Origin of the sequence: Shewanella sp. MF05960 (assembly GCF_050849305.1) — a bacterium.
In the GTDB taxonomy this organism is placed as follows: Bacteria; Pseudomonadota; Gammaproteobacteria; order Enterobacterales; family Shewanellaceae; genus Shewanella.
The window spans coordinates 1-19,883 of the sequence record NZ_JBOZPS010000014.1 but is presented as its reverse complement, the minus strand read 5'-3'; the positions used below and the strand labels follow the sequence as shown (position 1 = coordinate 19,883).

17 protein-coding genes and 1 tRNA gene are annotated in these 19,883 nt (G+C 41.7%); 10 read left to right on the top strand and 8 right to left on the bottom strand.

What is annotated here, in order from left to right; all coding sequences use genetic code 11:
• Window positions 1-226: 226 nt before the first annotated feature.
• The 4 genes from ACROAE_RS14280 to ACROAE_RS14265 all read right to left on the bottom strand — a co-directional run bounded on the left by ACROAE_RS14280 (window position 227) and on the right by ACROAE_RS14265 (window position 5,488).
• Complete coding sequence (locus ACROAE_RS14280) at window positions 227-1,828, bottom strand: methyl-accepting chemotaxis protein (RefSeq protein ID WP_432402872.1); 1,602 nt, start codon at window positions 1,826-1,828, stop codon at window positions 227-229.
• Window positions 1,829-2,257: 429 nt separating this feature from the next.
• A complete protein-coding gene (gene ahpF / locus ACROAE_RS14275) occupies window positions 2,258-3,823 on the bottom strand; it encodes an alkyl hydroperoxide reductase subunit F (RefSeq protein WP_432402870.1) in 1,566 nt (521 codons plus the stop codon).
• Window positions 3,824-3,934: 111 nt separating this feature from the next.
• Window positions 3,935-4,504 carry an alkyl hydroperoxide reductase subunit C gene (gene ahpC, locus ACROAE_RS14270; protein WP_432402868.1) on the bottom strand — a complete coding sequence of 190 codons (570 nt, stop codon included), beginning with the start codon at window positions 4,502-4,504 and terminating at the stop codon, window positions 3,935-3,937.
• Window positions 4,505-4,744: 240 nt separating this feature from the next.
• The gene (locus ACROAE_RS14265) at window positions 4,745-5,488 is read right to left on the bottom strand and encodes a spermidine synthase (RefSeq protein ID WP_432402866.1); all 744 of its coding nucleotides are present in this window, start codon (window positions 5,486-5,488) and stop codon (window positions 4,745-4,747) included.
• A gap of 151 nt (window positions 5,489-5,639) precedes the next feature.
• On the opposite strand from ACROAE_RS14265, the gene ACROAE_RS14260 reads away from it, so the two are divergent.
• Window positions 5,640-6,179, top strand: coding sequence for a mechanosensitive ion channel domain-containing protein (locus ACROAE_RS14260; RefSeq protein WP_432402864.1), 540 nt, complete (start codon window positions 5,640-5,642; stop codon window positions 6,177-6,179).
• Between the two features lie 74 nt (window positions 6,180-6,253).
• Here ACROAE_RS14260 and ACROAE_RS14255 read toward each other — a convergent pair whose 3' ends face one another.
• Together ACROAE_RS14255 and ACROAE_RS14250 are read right to left on the bottom strand one after the other, a co-directional pair.
• Window positions 6,254-6,991, bottom strand: coding sequence for a dienelactone hydrolase family protein (locus ACROAE_RS14255; protein WP_432402862.1), 738 nt, complete (start codon window positions 6,989-6,991; stop codon window positions 6,254-6,256).
• A 54-nt stretch (window positions 6,992-7,045) separates the two neighbouring features.
• Entirely contained in the window at window positions 7,046-8,035 is a 990-nt protein-coding gene (locus ACROAE_RS14250; RefSeq protein ID WP_432402860.1) for a 2-hydroxyacid dehydrogenase, read from the bottom strand.
• Between the two features lie 319 nt (window positions 8,036-8,354).
• Between ACROAE_RS14250 and ACROAE_RS14245 the strand changes: the two genes are divergently transcribed.
• The 7 genes from ACROAE_RS14245 (at window position 8,355) to ACROAE_RS14215 (ending at window position 17,104) form a co-directional block, all read left to right on the top strand.
• Window positions 8,355-8,774: a hypothetical protein gene (locus ACROAE_RS14245; RefSeq protein WP_432402858.1), complete on the top strand. Its 420-nt coding sequence runs from the start codon at window positions 8,355-8,357 to the stop codon at window positions 8,772-8,774.
• Between the two features lie 14 nt (window positions 8,775-8,788).
• The gene (locus ACROAE_RS14240; protein ID WP_432402856.1) at window positions 8,789-9,079 is read left to right on the top strand and encodes a hypothetical protein; all 291 of its coding nucleotides are present in this window, start codon (window positions 8,789-8,791) and stop codon (window positions 9,077-9,079) included.
• A gap of 134 nt (window positions 9,080-9,213) precedes the next feature.
• Entirely contained in the window at window positions 9,214-9,891 is a 678-nt protein-coding gene (gene rluA, locus ACROAE_RS14235) for a bifunctional tRNA pseudouridine(32) synthase/23S rRNA pseudouridine(746) synthase RluA (RefSeq protein ID WP_432402854.1), read from the top strand.
• A gap of 111 nt (window positions 9,892-10,002) precedes the next feature.
• The gene (asnC, locus tag ACROAE_RS14230) at window positions 10,003-10,464 is read left to right on the top strand and encodes a transcriptional regulator AsnC (protein ID WP_160056051.1); all 462 of its coding nucleotides are present in this window, start codon (window positions 10,003-10,005) and stop codon (window positions 10,462-10,464) included.
• A 230-nt stretch (window positions 10,465-10,694) separates the two neighbouring features.
• A complete protein-coding gene (locus ACROAE_RS14225) occupies window positions 10,695-14,318 on the top strand; it encodes a S8 family serine peptidase (protein WP_432402852.1) in 3,624 nt (1,207 codons plus the stop codon).
• Between the two features lie 425 nt (window positions 14,319-14,743).
• Complete coding sequence (locus tag ACROAE_RS14220; RefSeq protein WP_432402850.1) at window positions 14,744-15,718, top strand: helix-turn-helix domain-containing protein; 975 nt, start codon at window positions 14,744-14,746, stop codon at window positions 15,716-15,718.
• 93 nt (window positions 15,719-15,811) lie between these two features.
• A complete protein-coding gene (locus tag ACROAE_RS14215) occupies window positions 15,812-17,104 on the top strand; it encodes a hypothetical protein (protein WP_432402848.1) in 1,293 nt (430 codons plus the stop codon).
• Window positions 17,105-17,253: 149 nt separating this feature from the next.
• Here ACROAE_RS14215 and ACROAE_RS14210 read toward each other — a convergent pair.
• Window positions 17,254-17,338, bottom strand: a tRNA-Leu gene (locus ACROAE_RS14210).
• Between the two features lie 351 nt (window positions 17,339-17,689).
• Here ACROAE_RS14210 and ACROAE_RS14205 point away from each other — a divergent pair.
• Window positions 17,690-17,821: a DUF3149 domain-containing protein gene (locus ACROAE_RS14205; RefSeq protein WP_188957269.1), complete on the top strand. Its 132-nt coding sequence runs from the start codon at window positions 17,690-17,692 to the stop codon at window positions 17,819-17,821.
• Between the two features lie 119 nt (window positions 17,822-17,940).
• Here ACROAE_RS14205 and ACROAE_RS14200 read toward each other — a convergent pair whose 3' ends face one another.
• Window positions 17,941-18,552: a superinfection exclusion B family protein gene (locus tag ACROAE_RS14200; RefSeq protein ID WP_432402846.1), complete on the bottom strand. Its 612-nt coding sequence runs from the start codon at window positions 18,550-18,552 to the stop codon at window positions 17,941-17,943.
• A gap of 478 nt (window positions 18,553-19,030) precedes the next feature.
• On the opposite strand from ACROAE_RS14200, the gene ACROAE_RS14195 reads away from it, so the two are divergent.
• On the top strand, window positions 19,031-19,883 hold an 853-nt coding region (locus ACROAE_RS14195; protein ID WP_432402844.1), incomplete at its 3' end, for an IS4 family transposase.

Sequence of the window (19,883 nt, the reverse complement as noted above, 5' to 3'; positions counted from 1 at the left end):
GACGATTAAAGTAAATCAAACATCGTCTTGAGGCAATTTTTGCCGTGATAATACGCTATTTCAGAAAAAAGTGACGCTTACATTAGCGCAATTACACACAATTGCTGTGATAGTGCTCAATTAGAGGCTTGCATAACACAAATAAAAACGCAGAGCGTTTGCTCTGCGTTGATGTTGCGGCTTACTTTGCGATGATTAATGAATAGTTGACCTTTACAACTTACATTTATAACTTAAATTGCGATGTCGCGTTATTAAGCTCGTTAGCAAATCCGTCTAGCCCTTGAGAAATCCCCTGCACTTCTGCCAAAATCCCTAAGGTTTGCTCAAATGAGGCATTCATTTCAACCACATTGTTTGCCACTTGCGCGGCCACAAGGGACTGCTGCTCTGTTGCAGAGGCAATATGCGTATTCATGCTGTTGATGCTGACAATTTTGGACTGAATGGAACTCAGCGCTTCACCGGTATCTTTAGCAAAACGTTCGTTCTCAGACGACTTAGTGATGGCCACATTCATGGTACTCACAGACGACTCCGCCGCGACTTTGAGCTTATCTAACACTCCGCGAATTTCTTTGGTTGCATCAGCGGTTTTAGATGCCAATGCGCGCACTTCATCGGCTACAACAGCAAAACCACGACCGTGTTCACCTGCACGTGCCGCTTCAATAGCAGCGTTTAAAGCCAATAAGTTAGTTTGCTCTGCAATAGAAGTAATCACATTTAAGATAGACCCGACACTTTCAGTGTCTTTTGCTAACTCGTTGATTGAATTAGATGCCAACTCAATGCCTGAGTTTAACTCTTGAGAAATTCTCACGGTACGCTGCACAACAGCCAAACCTTCTGTTGCTTCTTGTTCTGCAACTTGAGCGGCTTCTGCGGCTTGCTGGGCGCTGTGGGAAATATCATTGACCGAATGGCGCATCTCTTCCATCGACATATGAACCGTTTTAGCATCCTGACTTTGTTTTTTAGTCGCCTTAGTCGCAACCGTCATGCGCTCTTTTAGTGATGAGGCACTGTCTAACAGTGGACTGGTGACATTAACAACGCGCTCAATCGATTCGGCCAATAAACGTAAAAAACGATTAAAATTACTCGACACTTGACCCAGTTCATCGGTACCCACAACGGTTAATTGGTGACGTAAATTACCTTTCCCGTCGGCGAGTTCACCTAATGATTTAGCCACATCACCAGCAGAGCCACTAATGGCTTTAGCGATTGAATGTGTTGCTAAGGCCATTAACACCAGTAAGGCAAGACCAATGCTTAAGGTAAGGTACAAACTTTGTTCTGAGCGATCGCTAGCTTCTTTTATGGTCAAACTAAACTCATCAACTTTGTCGGCTTTGTAAGTATTGATACCCTTAGTTAACGATTCAAACACTTTGGCTTTTTTCTGACTGATTTGCCCGACGTCGGCCATATCGATGGTGCCATCGAGCATGCCTTGGGCTAAAGACAACGTCATGTTGTTGTATTCATTTAACTGTTGAGATAATTGTCCCAACATCACCGACGCTTGCGTGTCGGAAGTAGACAAATTAGTCAGATTATTTTTAAGAGATGTAAACGTTTTATTGGCGTTTTCGAGTAGGTCTTCATCAGCAAAAGACACCGCCTGCGTGTATAACTCATCTAAACGCTGCACATAAATCACGTTTTGATTTGCCAGCTCCACTCGCTGCGCGACTTTAGTTTCCATGAACGACAAGGTGTCACGATTTTTGTTAATCGCAACCGTACTGATCGCCAGGTTGACAGCAAAAATAATCACTGACAAAACAAATATCAGCCCTACTTTTTTAAAAATTGACATGTTACTAAACCAACTCATATTTCGCCCCCAAAGCGTTCTTCAATATACGGAAATTAGACTTGACGCTGCCAATTAAACAACGCCAATAGCACTATTGCGAAGAGTGTCACCGGGTTTAATCCCTGACGAGATATCGTGCACATCGGACAATGCGCAACGGTATTTATAAGCTTAACGATAGCAATACTTTTTATGGTTATTAATTTACCAATAATGAAATTGATTATTACTTCAAAATCAGACTCGTAACTCAGTATCGGCCTAGCTTGAATATACTTGAAGTTTATCTAATGCAGTTATCTTTTTTGCTTGTTTTTTATCCGACACAATGGCTATGGTGTCCGTGATATCGATAAGTATCATCAATGGTACAAACAAAAAGAGCCAGCTAAGCTGACTCTTTTTTATACTGTAAAGGAAACGTATTGATTACGCTGCTTTTACTTCTGTTTCTTCTGAGTGTCTGATTAAGTAATCAAACGCGCCAAGAGATGCTGTTGCGCCGCTGCCCATCGCAATAATGATTTGCTTAAAGGGGGTATTGGTTACATCACCTGCAGCAAATACACCCGGGATTGAAGTTTGGCCACGCTCATCAACAATAATTTCGCCGCGAGGTGTCATATCAACCACACCTTTTAACCACTCTGTGTTTGGCACCAAGCCAATTTGCACAAAGATACCAGCTAATGTAACTGTGTTGCTCTCACCTGTTGCACGATCTGTGTAGATCAAACTGGTTACGCGGGTACCATCGCCTTTGACTTCTGTGGTTTGAGCTTGAGTAATAATGGTGATATTGCCCATAGATTTAGCTTTACGCTGCAGCACTTCATCGGCACGTAACTTACTGTCAAACTCAAGTACGGTAACATGCTCAACAATATTGGCTAAATCGATAGCGGCTTCAATGCCTGAGTTACCGCCGCCGATAACCGCGACACGTTTGCCTTTAAATAATGGGCCGTCACAATGTGGGCAATACGCTACGCCTTTACCGCGATACTCTTGCTCACCAGGGACGTTCATTTCTCTCCAACGTGCACCTGTGGCTAATATTATCGTTTTGCTGCTTAAGGTTGCGCCGCTTTCTAACGTGACATCAAACAGGCCGTTTTTGGCTAGGCTCAATGCGCGCTGGTTTTGCATAATATCGACGTCATAATCTTTAACGTGAGCTTCTAAATTGGCAACCAATTTAGGGCCTTCTGTTTTAGACACAGAAATAAAGTTTTCAATACCAACCGTTTCAGCCACTTGGCCGCCAAACTTATCGGCCACAATGCCGGTGATTAAGCCTTTACGAGCAGAGTATATAGCTGCTGCAGCGCCTGCTGGGCCACCACCGACAATTAGCATATCGAATGCTGATTTTTGATTTAATTGCGCTGCTTGTCTGCCTGCTGCATTTTTGTCTAATTTATTCAGTACTTCAACAACGCTAATGGCGCCCACAGAGAAAGCTTCGCCGTTTAAAAAGACTGAGGGTACTGACATGATATTGCGATCGCTCACTTCCTGTTGGAAAAGTGCACCGTCAATCATCACGTTGGTAATATTGGGGTTAATTGCTGCCATCATGTTCAATGCCTGAATCACTTCAGGACAAGTTTGGCAACTTAACGAAATATAGGTTTCAAAGTGGAACTCACCAGGTAATTGGCGGATCTGTTCAATGATATCGGCATCCAGCTTAATCGGATGTCCGCCGCTGTGTAATAACGCCAACACAAGTGAAGTAAATTCATGACCCATTGGTAAACCAGCAAAGCTAATGTTGCTTGCGTTTTGTGGGTTAATCACACTCATGCTTGGTGTGCGCTTACCTTGCTGATACGTCACTGAGACTAAATCAGATGAATCGACAATATCTTTGGCTAAACTGATTAGTTCGTTTGCTTTTTTTGAGTCATCTGCAGATACGACAAGTTCAACTGGGCGCTTGAGGTTTTGCAGATAGGTTTTCAGTTGATTTTTTACATTCGCATCTAACATAACAACTCCTAAAAATGGGGAAAGTTCGAAAAAGTGGAGAGTGTTAGTCGGCGCCGGGGGAGCACCGACCAACTGGAGATGATATTACTAACCTAAGGGTGAACTTAGTGGTTAGATTTTACCGACTAGGTCAATTGAAGGTGCTAATGTTTCTTCACCTGGCTGCCATTTAGCTGGACATACTTCGCCATCGTGAGTTGCTACATATTGTGCAGCTTGAATTTTACGAACGAGTTCAGAAGCGCTACGGCCAATACCTAGGTCATGAATTTCAGCTACTTTTACTTGGCCTTCTGGGTTGATAACAAAAGTACCACGAAGTGCTAAACCGTCTTCTTCAATCATCACACCAAAGTTGCGAGTAATTGTGCCCGTTGGGTCACCAATCATTGGGTAGGTAATTTTACCGATAGTGTCTGAACTTGAATGCCACGCTTTGTGAGTAAAGTGAGTGTCAGTTGATACTGAGTAAACTTCTACTCCCATAGCTTGTAACTTTTCGTAATGGTCAGCCATGTCGCCTAACTCTGTAGGACATACGAACGTGAAGTCAGCTGGGTAGAAAAAGACTACAGACCACTTACCTAATAAGTCTTGCTCGGTCACTTCAACGAATGCACCATTATGAAATGCAGTTGCTTTGAATGGCTTGATTGTGCTGTTGATGATAGATTGTGTCATGTCATGCTCCATTGGAATTAAGATTTACGTTAACCCGATACCTTATGGTGTCGGAGATGATGAACATGTGCTCGTCATCTGATGTGAATCATAATAGCGATGGAGATGAATTAAGTATAACGGATAAAAACTATCGCCTTAATCGGTTTTTTATATTGAACCTTTTTCTTCATCGGTAAAAACGAATGCATAATTATCATTTACGATGATGCACCTAAGCATTAGATTAATTCGTTAAGACTATTCCCAGGCACCAAACCGGGTTAATACCCGACTGATATTAGTATCAAGCTTTTGCGATAAGTTTTGTAATGCTTGCTTATTGTTAGCCATGCCAAAGTGATTACTGCCATTAGTCGCATAAACAACCCAGTTACCACCGCCGGTTAAGCAGGCATAAACGTGAGTAAAATGGTGATAAAGCGTGTCGCGTAATTGAGTATCACGGCTGTGCTCTTTCCAACAATTAAGCACTAAAAAGCCATCGGCTTTTAACAACTGCTTAGTTTGGCCAATAAACACATCTGTTAACTGCTGCTTATCTACGCCTTTATTACTGTATATATCGGCAAAAATCACATCGACTTTTTTATGTTCGGCTTGCGCTAAAAAGAGATTAGCGTCTTGATGGATCAACGTAAGCTTTTTACTCAACGGTAACTGAAAAAAGCGTTTTGCCACATCAATGACTCGCTCGCGTAATTCGACAGCGGTAATTTTAATCGCCGCGTCGACATGCCGAAGCGAGTGCACGAGAGCTCCGCCGCCTAAACCTAAAATAATCACACTTTTGGGCTGAGTAAATAACAATACCGACAACATGGCTTGCACATAAGTGTGTTGTGGTACATGAGGCTCCGCTTTGTCCATTTTGCTTTGCTCGTCATTATCGCCAAATGATAGCACTCTATAATCACCATCATCGAGCACACAAAAATCACCAAAACTATCACTGTCGACATGCAATACTTTATACTCGGACATACTTCACTCTGCGGGGGAGGTTTGGCTTTATGTTCAGCCAACAACAAAACCGTATTGTACCCCAACTATGGGTAGCTAGTCCGAGCCCATTGTGGTTTTAATGCCAAACGGCGTGATTTAGATTGTTGGATTAATCAAACAGGAAACCACCATGTTTAACCAGTTGTTGATGTGTATTTTATATCTGGCAATATTCTTTTTTGCTCAACGCCAGGTCAGTAAATGGATCAGGCTGCAAGCCGATAAAAAACAAGTCAATGAAGTCCGAAGTCGCTTAGTGACTCGGTTAATTTCTTATTTTATGTTTTTCGTTACAGTGTCATTCATGACGGTATCGCTAGGTTTAGGCTATCAAGACGTATCACTGTTTGTGTCGTCGGCTTTTGCGGTATTAGGTGTGGCGTTATTTGCACAATGGTCGATTCTTAGCAACATCACTGCCGGCGTGTTGATATTTTTTGCCTTTCCGTATCGTATTGGCGATCGCATTCGAATTGTTGAAAAAGATGAAGATATGTCGGGTGTGATCGTTGAAATATCACTGTTTCACATTCTGATTAAGCGCGAGTCGGGTGATGTGATGACTTACCCAAACAGTCTATTGCTGCAAAAAGGCGTGGTTAAGCTCGCGAATGAACAATCTGCGAAAAAAACGTCACCAACAAGACGGGTAATCCCAAAGCGTAAATAACCCATCGCAGTAGGTTGACCGGCATAAATGATAAAAGGCGCTAATGCGCCTTTTAATGATACCCGTTAAGCCTATTAATTCAGTACGCGATGAAAAAATGCCACGGCTTGCAAGTACATTTGTAACGCTAATGCGGCATCGTAACGCTCGCCTTCATCACGCATAAAGGCATGCTGGGCATTCACCTCTAGCCAGGTAAAGTTTGCATTTACCTGTTCAAGCTTTTGGTAAATAAGCTTTCGCCCTTCTTTACTCACATGCGGGTCTTGCTTACCAAACACCATCACTAACTCGCCTTTTATATCACCAGTGCGACTCAGTGAGTCATTACCTTCTTGGCAAGGTAATGTGTTTGAATGAATGTCGGTTGGGTATAAACAAAATGCACCACTAATATCAGGATTAAGTGCGGTGCGGTAAGCTAAGTGACCACCAATACACACACCCATCGCGCCTACTTTATCACTGCAAAATGACTGTGCCCGAGCAAAATCAACTAAGGCACAGGTGTCACTGTCATGATGCTCTAATGGTTTGGCCCATTTGTCTGCATTGCCTTTATCTTTACCCGCTTCATCATAAGCCAATACTGTGCCAATCGGATTTAACTCATGAAACACTTCTGGTACTAAAACAACAAAGCCATGACCTGCAAGCATCGCTGCTGAGCGTGCAATAGGCGCAGTTTGTTGGAATATTTCTGAGTAAAAAATTATCGTTGCGAATTGACCTTTGATATCGGGACGATACAAGGTGGTACGCATTACGCCTGTTGGCGTTGCAATGTCGTGTACTTCAGTTTTTGTAATCATATTCTTCCATTGTGACTTATCAAAAAGCGGCTTGCCGTTACTGACTTCGTTTTTTTAAAACAACTCGTTGCCACACACCTGACCTAACATCAGTTTGGTCACGTTAGTCAGTGTAGTAGAAGCGATAGCATTCAGTGCTTCGTCGGTTAAAAAAGCTTGGTGGCCGGTAAAAATAACATTGTGACAGGCAGATAAACGGCGGAAGACATCATCCTGAATAATCTCACTTGATTTATCTTCGAAGAAAAGCCCTTTTTCATTTTCATAAACATCAAGCCCGAGCGAGCCTATATGACCGTGTTTAAGCGCTTCCATCGCATCGAATGCATTGAGTAAGCCACCACGACTGGTATTAATGACCATAACACCAGGTTTCATTTTATTAAACGTGGTTTGATTCAGTAAGTGATGATTATCTTTTGTCAGTGGGCAATGCAAACTAATGATGTCGCATTGAGGGTATAGTGTGTCTAAATCGACATACTCAATCCCAAGGTCAATGACGGCTTGATTTGGATAAGGATCGTATGCAATGACCTTACAGCCAAAACCGAGTAGGATTTTAATGGTCGCCACGCCAATTTTTCCGGTGCCAATGACGCCAACCGTTTTGCCAAACATGTTAAAGCCCACTAAACCCGACAAGGCAAAATTAGCATCACGCGTACGTTGATAAGCTTTATGAATTTTGCGATTTAAGGTCAACATTAATGCGACCGAATGCTCTGCAACTGACTCCGGGGAATAAGCTGGCACATTAACAACTTGCATACCTAAACGCTCAGCGGCAATTAAATCGACATTGTTAAACCCCGCGCAACGCATGGCAATAATTTTTGTTCCGCCTTTGGCTAATTCCACTAACACTTCTTCACATAGCGAGTCATTAACGAATGCACAGACTACTTCGTAACCTTCGGCCAACTTGACGTTTTGCATGCAAAGTCGGTAATCAAAGTATTCGATATCAACATTAAACTGCTTATTAGTACGATTAAAATGAACAATGTCGTAAGGCTTCGCGCTAAAAAATCCAATTCTCATAAGTATCCAAATTTACCGTTCGTCGATGGCATAATTAAGCCTGAAGCTTAATCAAGATAGACGTTAATTGTATGTGAATTCAGGAGTGTTGTCGCCAATATCACATTGGATAAACACCAAATTGTGATCAAACTGACATTGAGACGTTATCGAGTATTGGCTCAACATTATGCGGCTATTTGGCCTGCGCTAAACCAATAGTAACGCTTAATTAATCAAGGATATCATCACAAGTAAACTGCAAAACTGGCGCGTGTATCACTGTTTATATTAGCGCAGCTTGTTATTATTGAAGTATTTTAAACCATGAAAATAACCCATGAAAAACAATAACAATACGCCCGTCTCTGAAGGACGATTTTGGATTGAACGGATCAGTAAAACAACGCTCAGAGCTATCCATATTGTGGGTGTCGTCGGCAGTGGCGGTGGCATCATGTTTGATCTGGATTTATCACTGTGGTTTAACTATTGGCTCGCCGCTATTTGTTCAGGGGTGTTGCTAATGAGTTGGGAAATTATTCGCGACTGGCGTTGGCTTATCCAGCTAAAGGGCATATTAACCTTATTAAAAATCATCTTGTTAGGTTTCTTTATTCAAATAAGTCAGTGCAAATCTGAATTAGTCATCTTTATTATTCTATTATCTGTTATTGTATCTCACGGTCCTGCTGGGTTACGTCATTACTCAATTGTGCACCGCAAAGTGATTCAAAGTCGTAAAGAAATTAAAGGCTAACTTAAGGACACAGGATGTTTCCATATCCAGAGCAATATCGCGTCGCCCTTCCTCCTATGACCACAGGATTTATGGTTATTTGGGCTATATTAAGCCACGCGATTTTTACCGATGCGAGCCCCTTTGCTTTATATCCACTGTTTTTACTCTTCCCTGTTGCCATCGGCGCACATTTATACCTCATTTTATTGTCAAAAGGCATGCAACGTCTTGACCAATGCTTTTACGCATTAGTGCATATCCCACTGGCGTTTGTCGTATGGACATTCACCATAATGCACGTTAACGGCCACGCCTTTTCTTAGGCACTTTTTATGGTTAAGCAATACTTGCGTATATTGAGGTCAAACGGTATCGTTGCCGCGAATTGACTGGCGAGCGCCATAATAACTGACTTTATTTATGACTCACCACCCACTGCGCATTGACGAGACCCATCATGGCTGACTTTATTTATAACCCGCCCACCACGCCTTGGCTAAACATACTCCATGAAGATAAAGACATTATCGTCATCGATAAACCGTCTGGGTTGTTGTCGGTACCGGGTAGAGAAGCGATTTATCATGACAGTGTTTATTCTCGCGTGTTAGCGGCGCACCCTAACGCACAAATTGTTCATCGTCTCGACATGGCTACATCCGGAATCATTGTTGTTGCGCTGCGTCGCAGTGCAGAACGCGAACTTAAAAGACAATTCCGGGATCGTGAAACCGCTAAAACCTATTATGCACGGGTGGCAGGCCATGTGAGTAAAAGTGTCACTCAAGTTGATTTGCCGTTGATTTGTGATTGGCCAAATCGTCCTAAACAAAAAGTGGACCATAAGGTTGGTAAACCCTCTACCACTCTCGTTGAAGTCGTCAGTTATGCCGCTAAATCTACATTAGTGAAATTGACCCCTATTACCGGCCGTTCACACCAATTACGGGTTCATATGATGGCATTAGGTCACCCTATATTGGGAGATGGCTTTTATGCTGACGCACTCGCTAAAAGCCAGTCACCAAGATTACTGCTTCATGCAGCGGCATTAACCATTACCCATCCGTATACCGAGCAGCAAATACATTTCGAATCGCCAGCTGAATTTATCGATCCCACAGCAGCTCAGTAGTCTAACAACATCAAAATTAAACATTGTTAATATCACTACTAATTTTACTGGCTATTATGCAATGAAAGACGTAGATTTATGGCCAATTAATGGTGTGGCAGGCTCAATACTGTGGATAGCTCATTTCAACGCGACGATTTAGATAACCAGATCCTTACGGCACTGATGGAAGATGCACGTACGCCATTTGCTGAACTGGCAAAACGCTTTAGTGTGAGCGCAGGCACTATCCATGTCCGTGTTGAAAAAATGAAACAAGCTGGCATTATTACCGGTGCACAAATTACCGTTAACCCAAAAGCACTTGGCTATGATGTGTGCTGTTTTATTGGCATTAATTTAAAAAGTGCTGGTGACTACCCTGCCGCCATAGCAAAACTCAATGCATTAGAAGAAGTAGTAGAAGCCTATTACACCACCGGAAATTACTCGGTTTTTGTCAAGGTCATGTGCCAATCTATCGACGGGTTACAGCATGTACTGATTAATCGCATCCAATCGATTGATGAGATCCAATCAACCGAAACACTGATTAGCCTCCAAAACCCTATCATTAGAGCGGTTAAACCTTAACCAGCCCTCACTCCACCTCAACCTTTTACAACATGCCTACCGTTAACATTTAATTACCTTTTTATTAAGTTATAGTGTGACTTTTGTTAATTAAGTGTGCTACAAATGCTGCTGATGCATCAAAGAGTGCAGCACATAAACATTAAGCATTATCCATTACATCACTTAATAATCATCGTGTTACCGCGATACCCACTCATTGAGTGATGTTTAATAACAAGGAAGAAGTTGTGAAGACTAAACTAGCCCTAGCCATCTCGGCCGCACTTATATCTGGCGCTTGCTTTGCAGAGCCTGCTAATAAATACAACACTACTAACCAATCTCTCGATGAATATGCCGGTTTAAAAGCCACTAAATCAGAAAAGCAATCAACCGTATCGGCTTGGATGATCAAACTGAACACTCAGTCAGTATCAGAGCAATCTCGTTTATCAAAAGTTTCATCAACACAAGCATTTGCATCTGTTCAAGAGTCTCAATCACGTGTACTAAGCGTCATTAACAGTTTAGATGCTGACATTGAAGTGGTTGGCCAAACATCAAAACTGGTTAATTCCATTTTAGTTAAAGCCGATAAAAAGCAATTATTATCCTTATTAAAAAATTCAGACGTCGCTGATATTCTGCCTATCTATGATTACGAGTTACATGTAGCTGATAGTGCTGATTATATTGGCGCAACCGCAGTAATCGAAGCGGGTATTGCTTCAGGTAAAGGTCAAAAAGTTGCAGTTTTAGATACTGGCGTAGATTACACTCATGCAGCATTGGGCGGCACAGGTGTTATTGCCGACTATGAAGCAGCTGTAGCCGCAAAAGCTGAAATGCCAAACTGGCCACAAGGTAAAGTCGCTGGCGGTTATGACTTTGTCAATAATGATCCAAACCCAATTGATGTCAGTACCAACCACGGTACTCATGTAAGCCACTCTGTTGTTGGAGTTGCACCAGATGTAGAATTATACGTTTACTCAGTGTGTGATTCAGGTTGCTCGGGTCTTGCTCAGCTTTACGCGTTAGAAGCTGCCATGGATCCAAATGGTGATGGTGACATTTCTGACCGTGTTAATACCGTCAATATGTCATTAGGTGGCGACTTTGGTGATTCTAAAGAAGGTGCGGTTCAAGAACTGATTGATGAAATGGTTGAGCTTGGCGTTAACCTTGTTATTTCAGCAGGTAACGACGGTGCGACCCCATTTGTAGTTGGCGGACCTAGTACCTCTGCGAATGCGTTATCTGTTGGAGCAATGACTCACCCAACAACACCTGTTGGCAAAATTACAGCTTCAGCTGCAGGTTTAGAACTAACTGCGGTTGCCGCAGGTTTTAACACCACTAACACCTATTCGTTTGATAGCTCTACATCAACATTGGTTGTGCCTACGACTAATACAAATGGTTGTGTGGCTTTTGCCGATGATATAGATTTTACAGGTCAAATCCCTATTATTGACCGTGGAGCTTGTAACTTCACAACAAAAGTACTTAACGCTCAAACTAAAGGCGCTGCATTTGTCATCATTGCAAATAATGCTGGTGCAGCTTCAGTAATGGGTGGTTCTGATCCTCTTGTGACGATTCCATCTGTGATGATTTCTCAAGAAGAAGGTGTTGCACTAAAAGCTGAAATCGCAAAAGGTGCTGTTACATTCTCTATTGCATCTGTTGAAGTGACAACTGCTGGTGCTATAGCTGACTTCACATCACGTGGTCCTTCAATTGCTGGCACATTAAAGCCTGAAATTACTGCGCCAGGTACCTCAATCATGACCGCTCACCCAGGTTTAGGTGACGGGTTAACGCCAATCAGCGGTACATCATTCTCTAGCCCGATTACGGCTGGTGCTATGAGTATTGTTAAAGAGGCATTGCCAAATCGTAGCGCGCTTGAAATTAAAGCTACTATGATGAACGCGGCAAACTTGAATGTGACTGTTGAGCCTTTAGGGTTAAACCCAGATGCTGAATTAGCCCCAATCAGTTATATCGGTGCTGGTCTGGTTGACATTGAAAAATCAATCAACTTACCCGTCGTTGCATACGACAAAGACACAATGCAGGCAGCTTTAGCGTTTGGTCTTGTTTCATTAAGTGAAACAACATCAATGACAAAAACCATTTCTGTGAAAAACTTCTCGGCTGAAGCTAAAACATACACGTTAATGGCAGAGCAACGCTTCCAGAATGACATAGATTCAGAGGCTGTATCTTTTGATATGCCTGCAAGCATCAAAATTCCTGCTGGCCAAACCAAAACATTTGACGTAACAGTAACAATCGATCCAACTAAGTTACCAGAATGGACATTAACATCATCATATGAACTTGATGGCGAAGCAGAAGATGCTTCAACTGCATTGACCTTGTCTGAGTACGATGGTGCAATTAAGTTTATGGATGGCGATGAGCAAGCGTTACACGTCGTTTATCACATTTTGCCTAAAGCAGCTGCCGCTGCGTCAGTTTCAACTGAAGTGACAGCTGACGGTATTGTAAGAACACTGACTAACGTGGGTGCTACTTCTATAACAGATCCATTCAGTGCTCCGTTAACGGCAACTAGCCCTAAGAATATGGCAATTCGCCATGACTTAATTAATGCGTCTAGTGAGCTTTCTGGTAGTGCATCGTGTGATGAAGAGATCGCAATATGGAACACCTTCCAAATGCGCGACCCTATGGTGCATGGCCTTGTAGCAAGTTATAACGTTGACTACGACTTAGACAACGATGGTACATGGGATTACACTGCAACAACAGTAAACCTTCAATGGTTTAATGATGCATACCCTCGCTCACTATATGGATTCGTTGTACCTTTCGGCTCGGGTAACGGTACGTTAGAACCTGCATATCATGTTACAGGCAATAACTTCCTAACCACTATGGTGTGTTTTGAAGATGTTGGATTAACTGCTGCAGATTTAGGTAACAAGGTTAAAGTTCGTTTCCGTGTCGAAGAAGCTGATTATGCACCAACGCCTACAGGTTTAGGTGATGAAGCAGAAGGGACACTAACCTTAGATGCACCTGATGCTTATGCGGGTATTGTCGACGCTGAAGGCGAAGCTGTTACCGAACTAAAACCTGGCGAAAGCGCAATGCTAGTTACCGAAGTGGGCAGCAATTCACTAGGCTACATGCTACTTTCTGATAATGGTTCTATGTCAGTAGTAGCAAACACTACAGATGAAGGTAACGTCGCCCCAACTGTTGAAGACTTGATGCTGACTGTCGATAAAAGCGCTGCACCAGGAACTGTTCTAGGTCAAATCGTGGCAACCGATCCAGACATGTTAACAAGCCCAGTCTCTGAGTTTATCGTGGTTAGCTCTAATTCAAGCATGTTAGCAATTAATGCCAAAGGTGAAGTTAGCCTAAGTGACATGGCTGTCATTGATCAAACCAGTGAAACCATGGAAGCTCAAGTTGTTGTACTAGATACTATGGGTAATCGTTCAGAACCAGCAACTGTTTCAGTAACGATAAACAACACCATGCCAATAGTCGCGCCGACCAACGTATCTGGCGAGGAAGGTAGTACCATTACTGTTAAAGCAAACGGTACTGACGCTGATGGAGATACCCTAACATACAATTGGGTTCAAACTAGCGGCACCGCTGTTACTTTTGAAAATGGTGGTTCTGAAATTAGCTTTACAGCACCTGCAGGATACAACATTATCAAGTTCTCAGTGACTGCTTCTGATACCCGTTTAGAGAGTGAAAAAGGCTCAATGATCGTAACGGTAACAGAAAAAGAAAAAGAGAAATCTTCTGGTGGTTCTATGGGCTGGTTAACAGCACTATTACTACCATTAGCTGCATTACGTCGTCGTAAGCACTAATCATCAGTAATACATAATTTGGATTTTCCAAATTAACTTAAAAACCAGCTGCATTTGTAGCTGGTTTTTTTATGCATCAAATTCGAAGAATCAATATTTTATCAACCAAAAAACCATCTGCATAATTAGGGTTTGAAGATTAATCAACTTGAGGACGATTTCGAACTAAAAATCTACCTAAACATCTGTAATTTAGCAAATAACAATCATTGTGTACTTATAATGATGACCACAAAACGTTTTAAAAGTCTGGGCATTGAGTATCAATGAGTTACTCTTTTTACCATCACGAAAAAATGTATTAGAAGAACACAACAATCACAACCAAACAGGCCCTAGTACAGATATTAAATTAACACTGTAAAATGGATAATTAAGTAATAAAAGTTATAATATTTTGAGGCAACTAACGAGATTTGTCACTTATGAATAGCATGCCCCCAATATCATCTCATTTATATACTGATGCACTTGAAAGTGTTCAGTATAAGAATGGTAAACCACTTTTGATATTTGACTCTCAGATGCCCTTTACCTTAACAAAGTTTGAGTTGATGAATGAGTCCGGTTATGCAACTTATCCTCACCACCACGACTTCTACGAGATACTCTATATCATCGATGGAGAAGGGGAACACATTATAGACTTTGAGTCTTATCCTATTCATCACTCATCTTTCTATTTCCTCTCCAAAGGACAGGTTCATTTTTGGCAACTCTCCAAACCATTAAAAGGATATGCACTACTGATCCCTGAAGAGTTTTTAGCATTCCCGAACTCAAATATTATCCGTGCCCATGACTTTGCTTTCTTCCACAATGTAGCAAGTGACCCCTGCCTTTCAGTTAATGGAGAAAACCAGATTAAACTAACAACTATGTTAGAAGGGATAGAGGAAGAACTTTATGATGAGGTTAACCCTAGCCTGTCAATCGTCCGATCTTATCTTCACATACTACTTATGAAGCTACATCGATTGTACTGTGCTGAACATATGGGTAAACACTTAGAGCAAACATCATCACTATTGCGACAATTTGAACAGCTAGTATCGGAGCACTACATCAGTGAACATTCTGTCAAGGACTATGCTCAAAGAATTGGAGTGAGTCCCAATCACCTGATTGATACAATTAAAGCCGCTACCGGATATGCTCCGGGGCAAATCATCCGTAATAAAATCATTTTGGAAGCTAAACGACTACTGAGCCACAGTGATCTATCGGCTGCAGAAGTCGGTTATCGTTTAAACTTTGAAGACGCATCTTACTTTGGCCGTTTTTTTAAACGCGAAACGGACATGAGCCCAACGGCTTTTCGTAAACAAATACGGGAGAAATTCAACATTTCTTCAGCATCACTCACTAGAACCGAAAAAAGTGCCAGAATAACCGAATAGAGTCACTTCACCGATCCCGCTAAACATCCGAATATATACCTCAGACGTTATCAATACTCGTTTCTAAAATTCGTTATATATGAGGTATCAACAATGAAAACCCAATTAAGCACACTCGCAACCTTAATCGCAATATTGACTTCTGGTTACGCAGTTTCTGCGCCAAACAACGAGAGTCAAACCGAAAAAATATATCAAGTCGAAACCAGACTAGATAATTATACGCGTCCGACAACCTTTACCCCAGTTAAAGCGGTGGCTGAAAATGGTGCTATTTCAGAAAACATCATTACTTCGACTCAAAATATCTTAAATCCTAAAGCGCCTTTTCTTAAAAAAGGCATGGTAAAGGTTGAAGGTGAAAATGCGTTTAGTCCATGGCAACTTGTTAGCGACGAAGGTGGGGCTGATCATGATCAAACGGCACCAAACCCACTCACTTACTATGCGGTTGGTTCGGCCTCAAGCTTGCTAACTCAACTTGAAAGAGCAATTCAGGTACTAGACCTCGACGTTGAAGATGTAAAAGTAGAGTCAAAAATATTCTTCAGATGGCAGGATACAATGACAAGCACTTGGTCTGGTCATACAGACAAAGTGATTTCAAACATTCTAATCACAAGCGATGAGTCTCCGGAAAAGATCAAAGAGCTAAAACAAATGGCACTGAACGCCTGGGCAGTGGGCGAAGGCTTAGCCAATAAAACCGTCATTGATTCTGACATAATAGTCAATGCTGATGATTGGGCGGGCCTCAAACCTAGTTATGGTAAGGTTGAAACTCCGGTTTCTCTGGATAATGGCTTTCCGATTACAAATGTCACTGCAGATCTCACATTTCAGACAATGGAAGTAGAACAAGATCTTGCATTGGATATGCACCACCTTCCAAATCCGTTGGTGTTCCCTGAGATTGCAATTGCAGAATCAGCCCATGATACCGACAGGCCATATATGCATAGGGTTAGAGCAAAATCTTTAACTGAAAACTATGCAACATGGGATCTTTACTCCGATGACAGCCGTGGCTACGAAGGTAAAGATAAAGCACCTACATCACGGGACTACTTTACGATCGGTACTTCTTTCTGCCTAATGAGCCAACTTACAGCGAACAAAATGTACTTCCAGAAACAAGGAGTGAACATCGAGGACTTCAGAGTTGAGCACCAGTTTAATTTTCAACAAAATAACTTTATGACACCAACAATGAACGGAACACTTGATAGCGTGATAACCAGGATCGTTGTACAAAGCGAATCTGCTACTGAAGAAGCCATAAAATACGCCAAGCAGTCACTACGAACCTGCTTTGCTGGTGAAGGGATCCAGAATGCTACTGAAATGGAAAATAATATTTATTTAAACGGTAAGCTTTTGAAGTGAGCTTTCTGGCTGTGATTAATTCTTTATTGTGGTTATCAGTACAGGATTATTTTATTTTCTCGCGACTGAAAATAACAAACTTTTATATTTACCATTGATTTATAAGCATAAAAAAGCCCCGTTCAATTAAGAACAGGGCTTTCAAATAATGGTACCTGAGGTCGGACTCGAACCGACACGCCGTGAAGCAGGGGATTTTGAATCCCCCATGTATACCAATTTCATCACTCAGGCAAAGTCTTGTGAGCTTTATAAGCTGTGCAAAATCATCTAAATAAATATCTTTGCAGAACTTACGACATCACTAATCAAAATTCAATTGTTATTGTCACAATTGAGTGTTGGCGATTATACCTTTGCTTTTGACAATGGCAAGCCCTTTGATGATTCTTTTATGTAAAAATCAACTGATTGCTCAAAAGTCATTCGCATCACCTATTCTATATTCTATGGTTGTTTTTGTGAGCTATTTAGCAAAATTAACGAAATGCTAATACTGAGGAGACGAAGGTTGATCGAGATCATTATTGTTATCACTTTTTAACTTTATGATAAACATGATTTCACATTCAGAGGATAAGAGTCATGGCATTTTGGTTAGATTTAATGTTTGGAAACGCAATAGGATTACTTTCTATGATTGTCATTTTTTGCACATTCGGAATCATGTCTTATCTAATGTGGATGTTTGTTGTGAAGTCTGCTCCAGTTAAGTAAGTCGCTTAATCGGCTAAGTTATTTTACTGCTAATATTTTACTGCTAATTGTTCAACACTTCCTTGCGAATGATATAATTAGGGGGCTTTATAGCCCCCATTTTTTTATTGCTGTGTGCTTTATGCTGCATGCTTTCTTGCTTGCACAAGACCATTCACAAATTGCGGCCTCGTTTTAATAAGATAACTCATCTCTTCTGCACTGGGTTCTCCAGCAGGTAAACGCAATACATCACGATTGAGATAAACGCGTGCCTGCATCGAAATTTTATAATCTGCTGTCGGCCCCTGAATTGCGTAATGACGCTCATTACCGAGTGTTTCCAGAATATTCGTATTGACTAAATTTCTCACTGCTAGCTCATTTTGCGGCAGCGTCAGAATAGTCTGCCCTTGCAAGAAAAACTCTCGCAATAAGGCTCTTTCAGCTGGGTCTAATAATTTAACCTTAGCTTCAATCGTTTCAACTGTGCGTTTCTGGCGTAAATTAACAATGGCCTCATCTACCACAAAAGCAAATAATTGACTGAGAAAATAGGCAACACCTATGATTAAACCTAAGCCAATAAACTGACCATAATCACTCACAATATTTGCTAAAGCGAGACTCGCCAAAATATCTTTGGGGGCAAAAAGCAAAGCTGCACAGGTTACGACTCCCCATGCCATTACACTGACGAACACACGCTTGCCGTTTAGTAAATTCATCGAACCGATTTTCATTTTCATCATAGCCTACTCGCAGTGTCAGATTTTTGAACTTAACCCAAATAAAGCAAAATTGGTGCCAAGAGGTTTAGATGGGGGTAATAACGCTTAAGCGGCTGATTATTAATAGTAAAACCCATAATGACACTTCAATATATGCCCATATTAGAATGCTAATAGAGCCAAATAACCCACGATTTTCAAATATCGATGCAGTTATACCAATCCGCATTAATAAGTGAACACTCAGAATGCGTCCAGCGGTTTTTGATTAAGGTGTCGCTAGTAGCCATGGTTGTTCCCCTTCAAATAGCGAGATCGCTGAGCAAAAGCAACTGAACGGTTCGACAAGGCAGATACTAATAAGTCATGGTGTATCACATAGAGCGTATTCATAGACAGGATCTTTAGCAATAAACCTATATTTTAGATAGAAAAAAGGCCTTATTTATGATCTGATAATTGTCGCCAAACAAATCAACATGACCAATAAATAAAGCCGATGACAATTATCACCTTAAAAAAGCAGTTTATGCAATTCTTCAATGCAGACATCCTTCAAAAAATGGCTAAGCGCACTGGGTTTATACAGCGAAATCGCGCTGTTCTTCCTGAACTACTGGTGCCGAGTTTGGTCTCTGCGTTGAGCAAAGGTAACTGCCATGCCATTGCTGACTTACATCGTCAGTTTAATGGTATGTGTCTGACAGAAAATGATAATGTGGCTTACAAACCTTTTCATAATCAGCTCCGAAAAGCCGCCTTTGCTGATTTTATGAAGCAACTGGTTCAGCTGGCTATCGCTCAGTTTGCACGCCAACAATGCGCTTCGCTTCCGAAGACGTTGTCAGGCTTTGATGATATTTTGCTTCAGGACGGCAGTTCTTTTCATGTTCACAAGGCGTTAGCTGACGTGTACCCAAGCCGCTTTAAGCGTAATCCCGCCGCGATAGAGTGCCATATGAGCATGTCATTGCGCACATTTAATCCCACAGCAATGGCGATAAGTGCTGATACCGCTTCAGAAAGAACCTATCTCCCCATGGCCTTTAGAATGAAAAATACACTGCTTCTGGCTGATGCGGGCTATCCTGATTTCGAATATTTTGCCAATGTGGAACGGCATCAAGGTTTCTATATTTTTCGGGGGAAAAAGTCACTCAACCCAAGAATAGTTGAAGCTAGAAATGGCAAGGGCCGTGTGCTGCCTAAGCTTGCCGGAGTGAAGCTTAAAGACATCACGCGTCGCACCAATCGCTCAGAAGTGCTTGACCTAAAAGCCCAGCGGGGAACGCAGGAATTTCGAGTGATAAGGCGTTGGTTTGCAGAAGAAAAACGATTTTGCATCTGGCTAA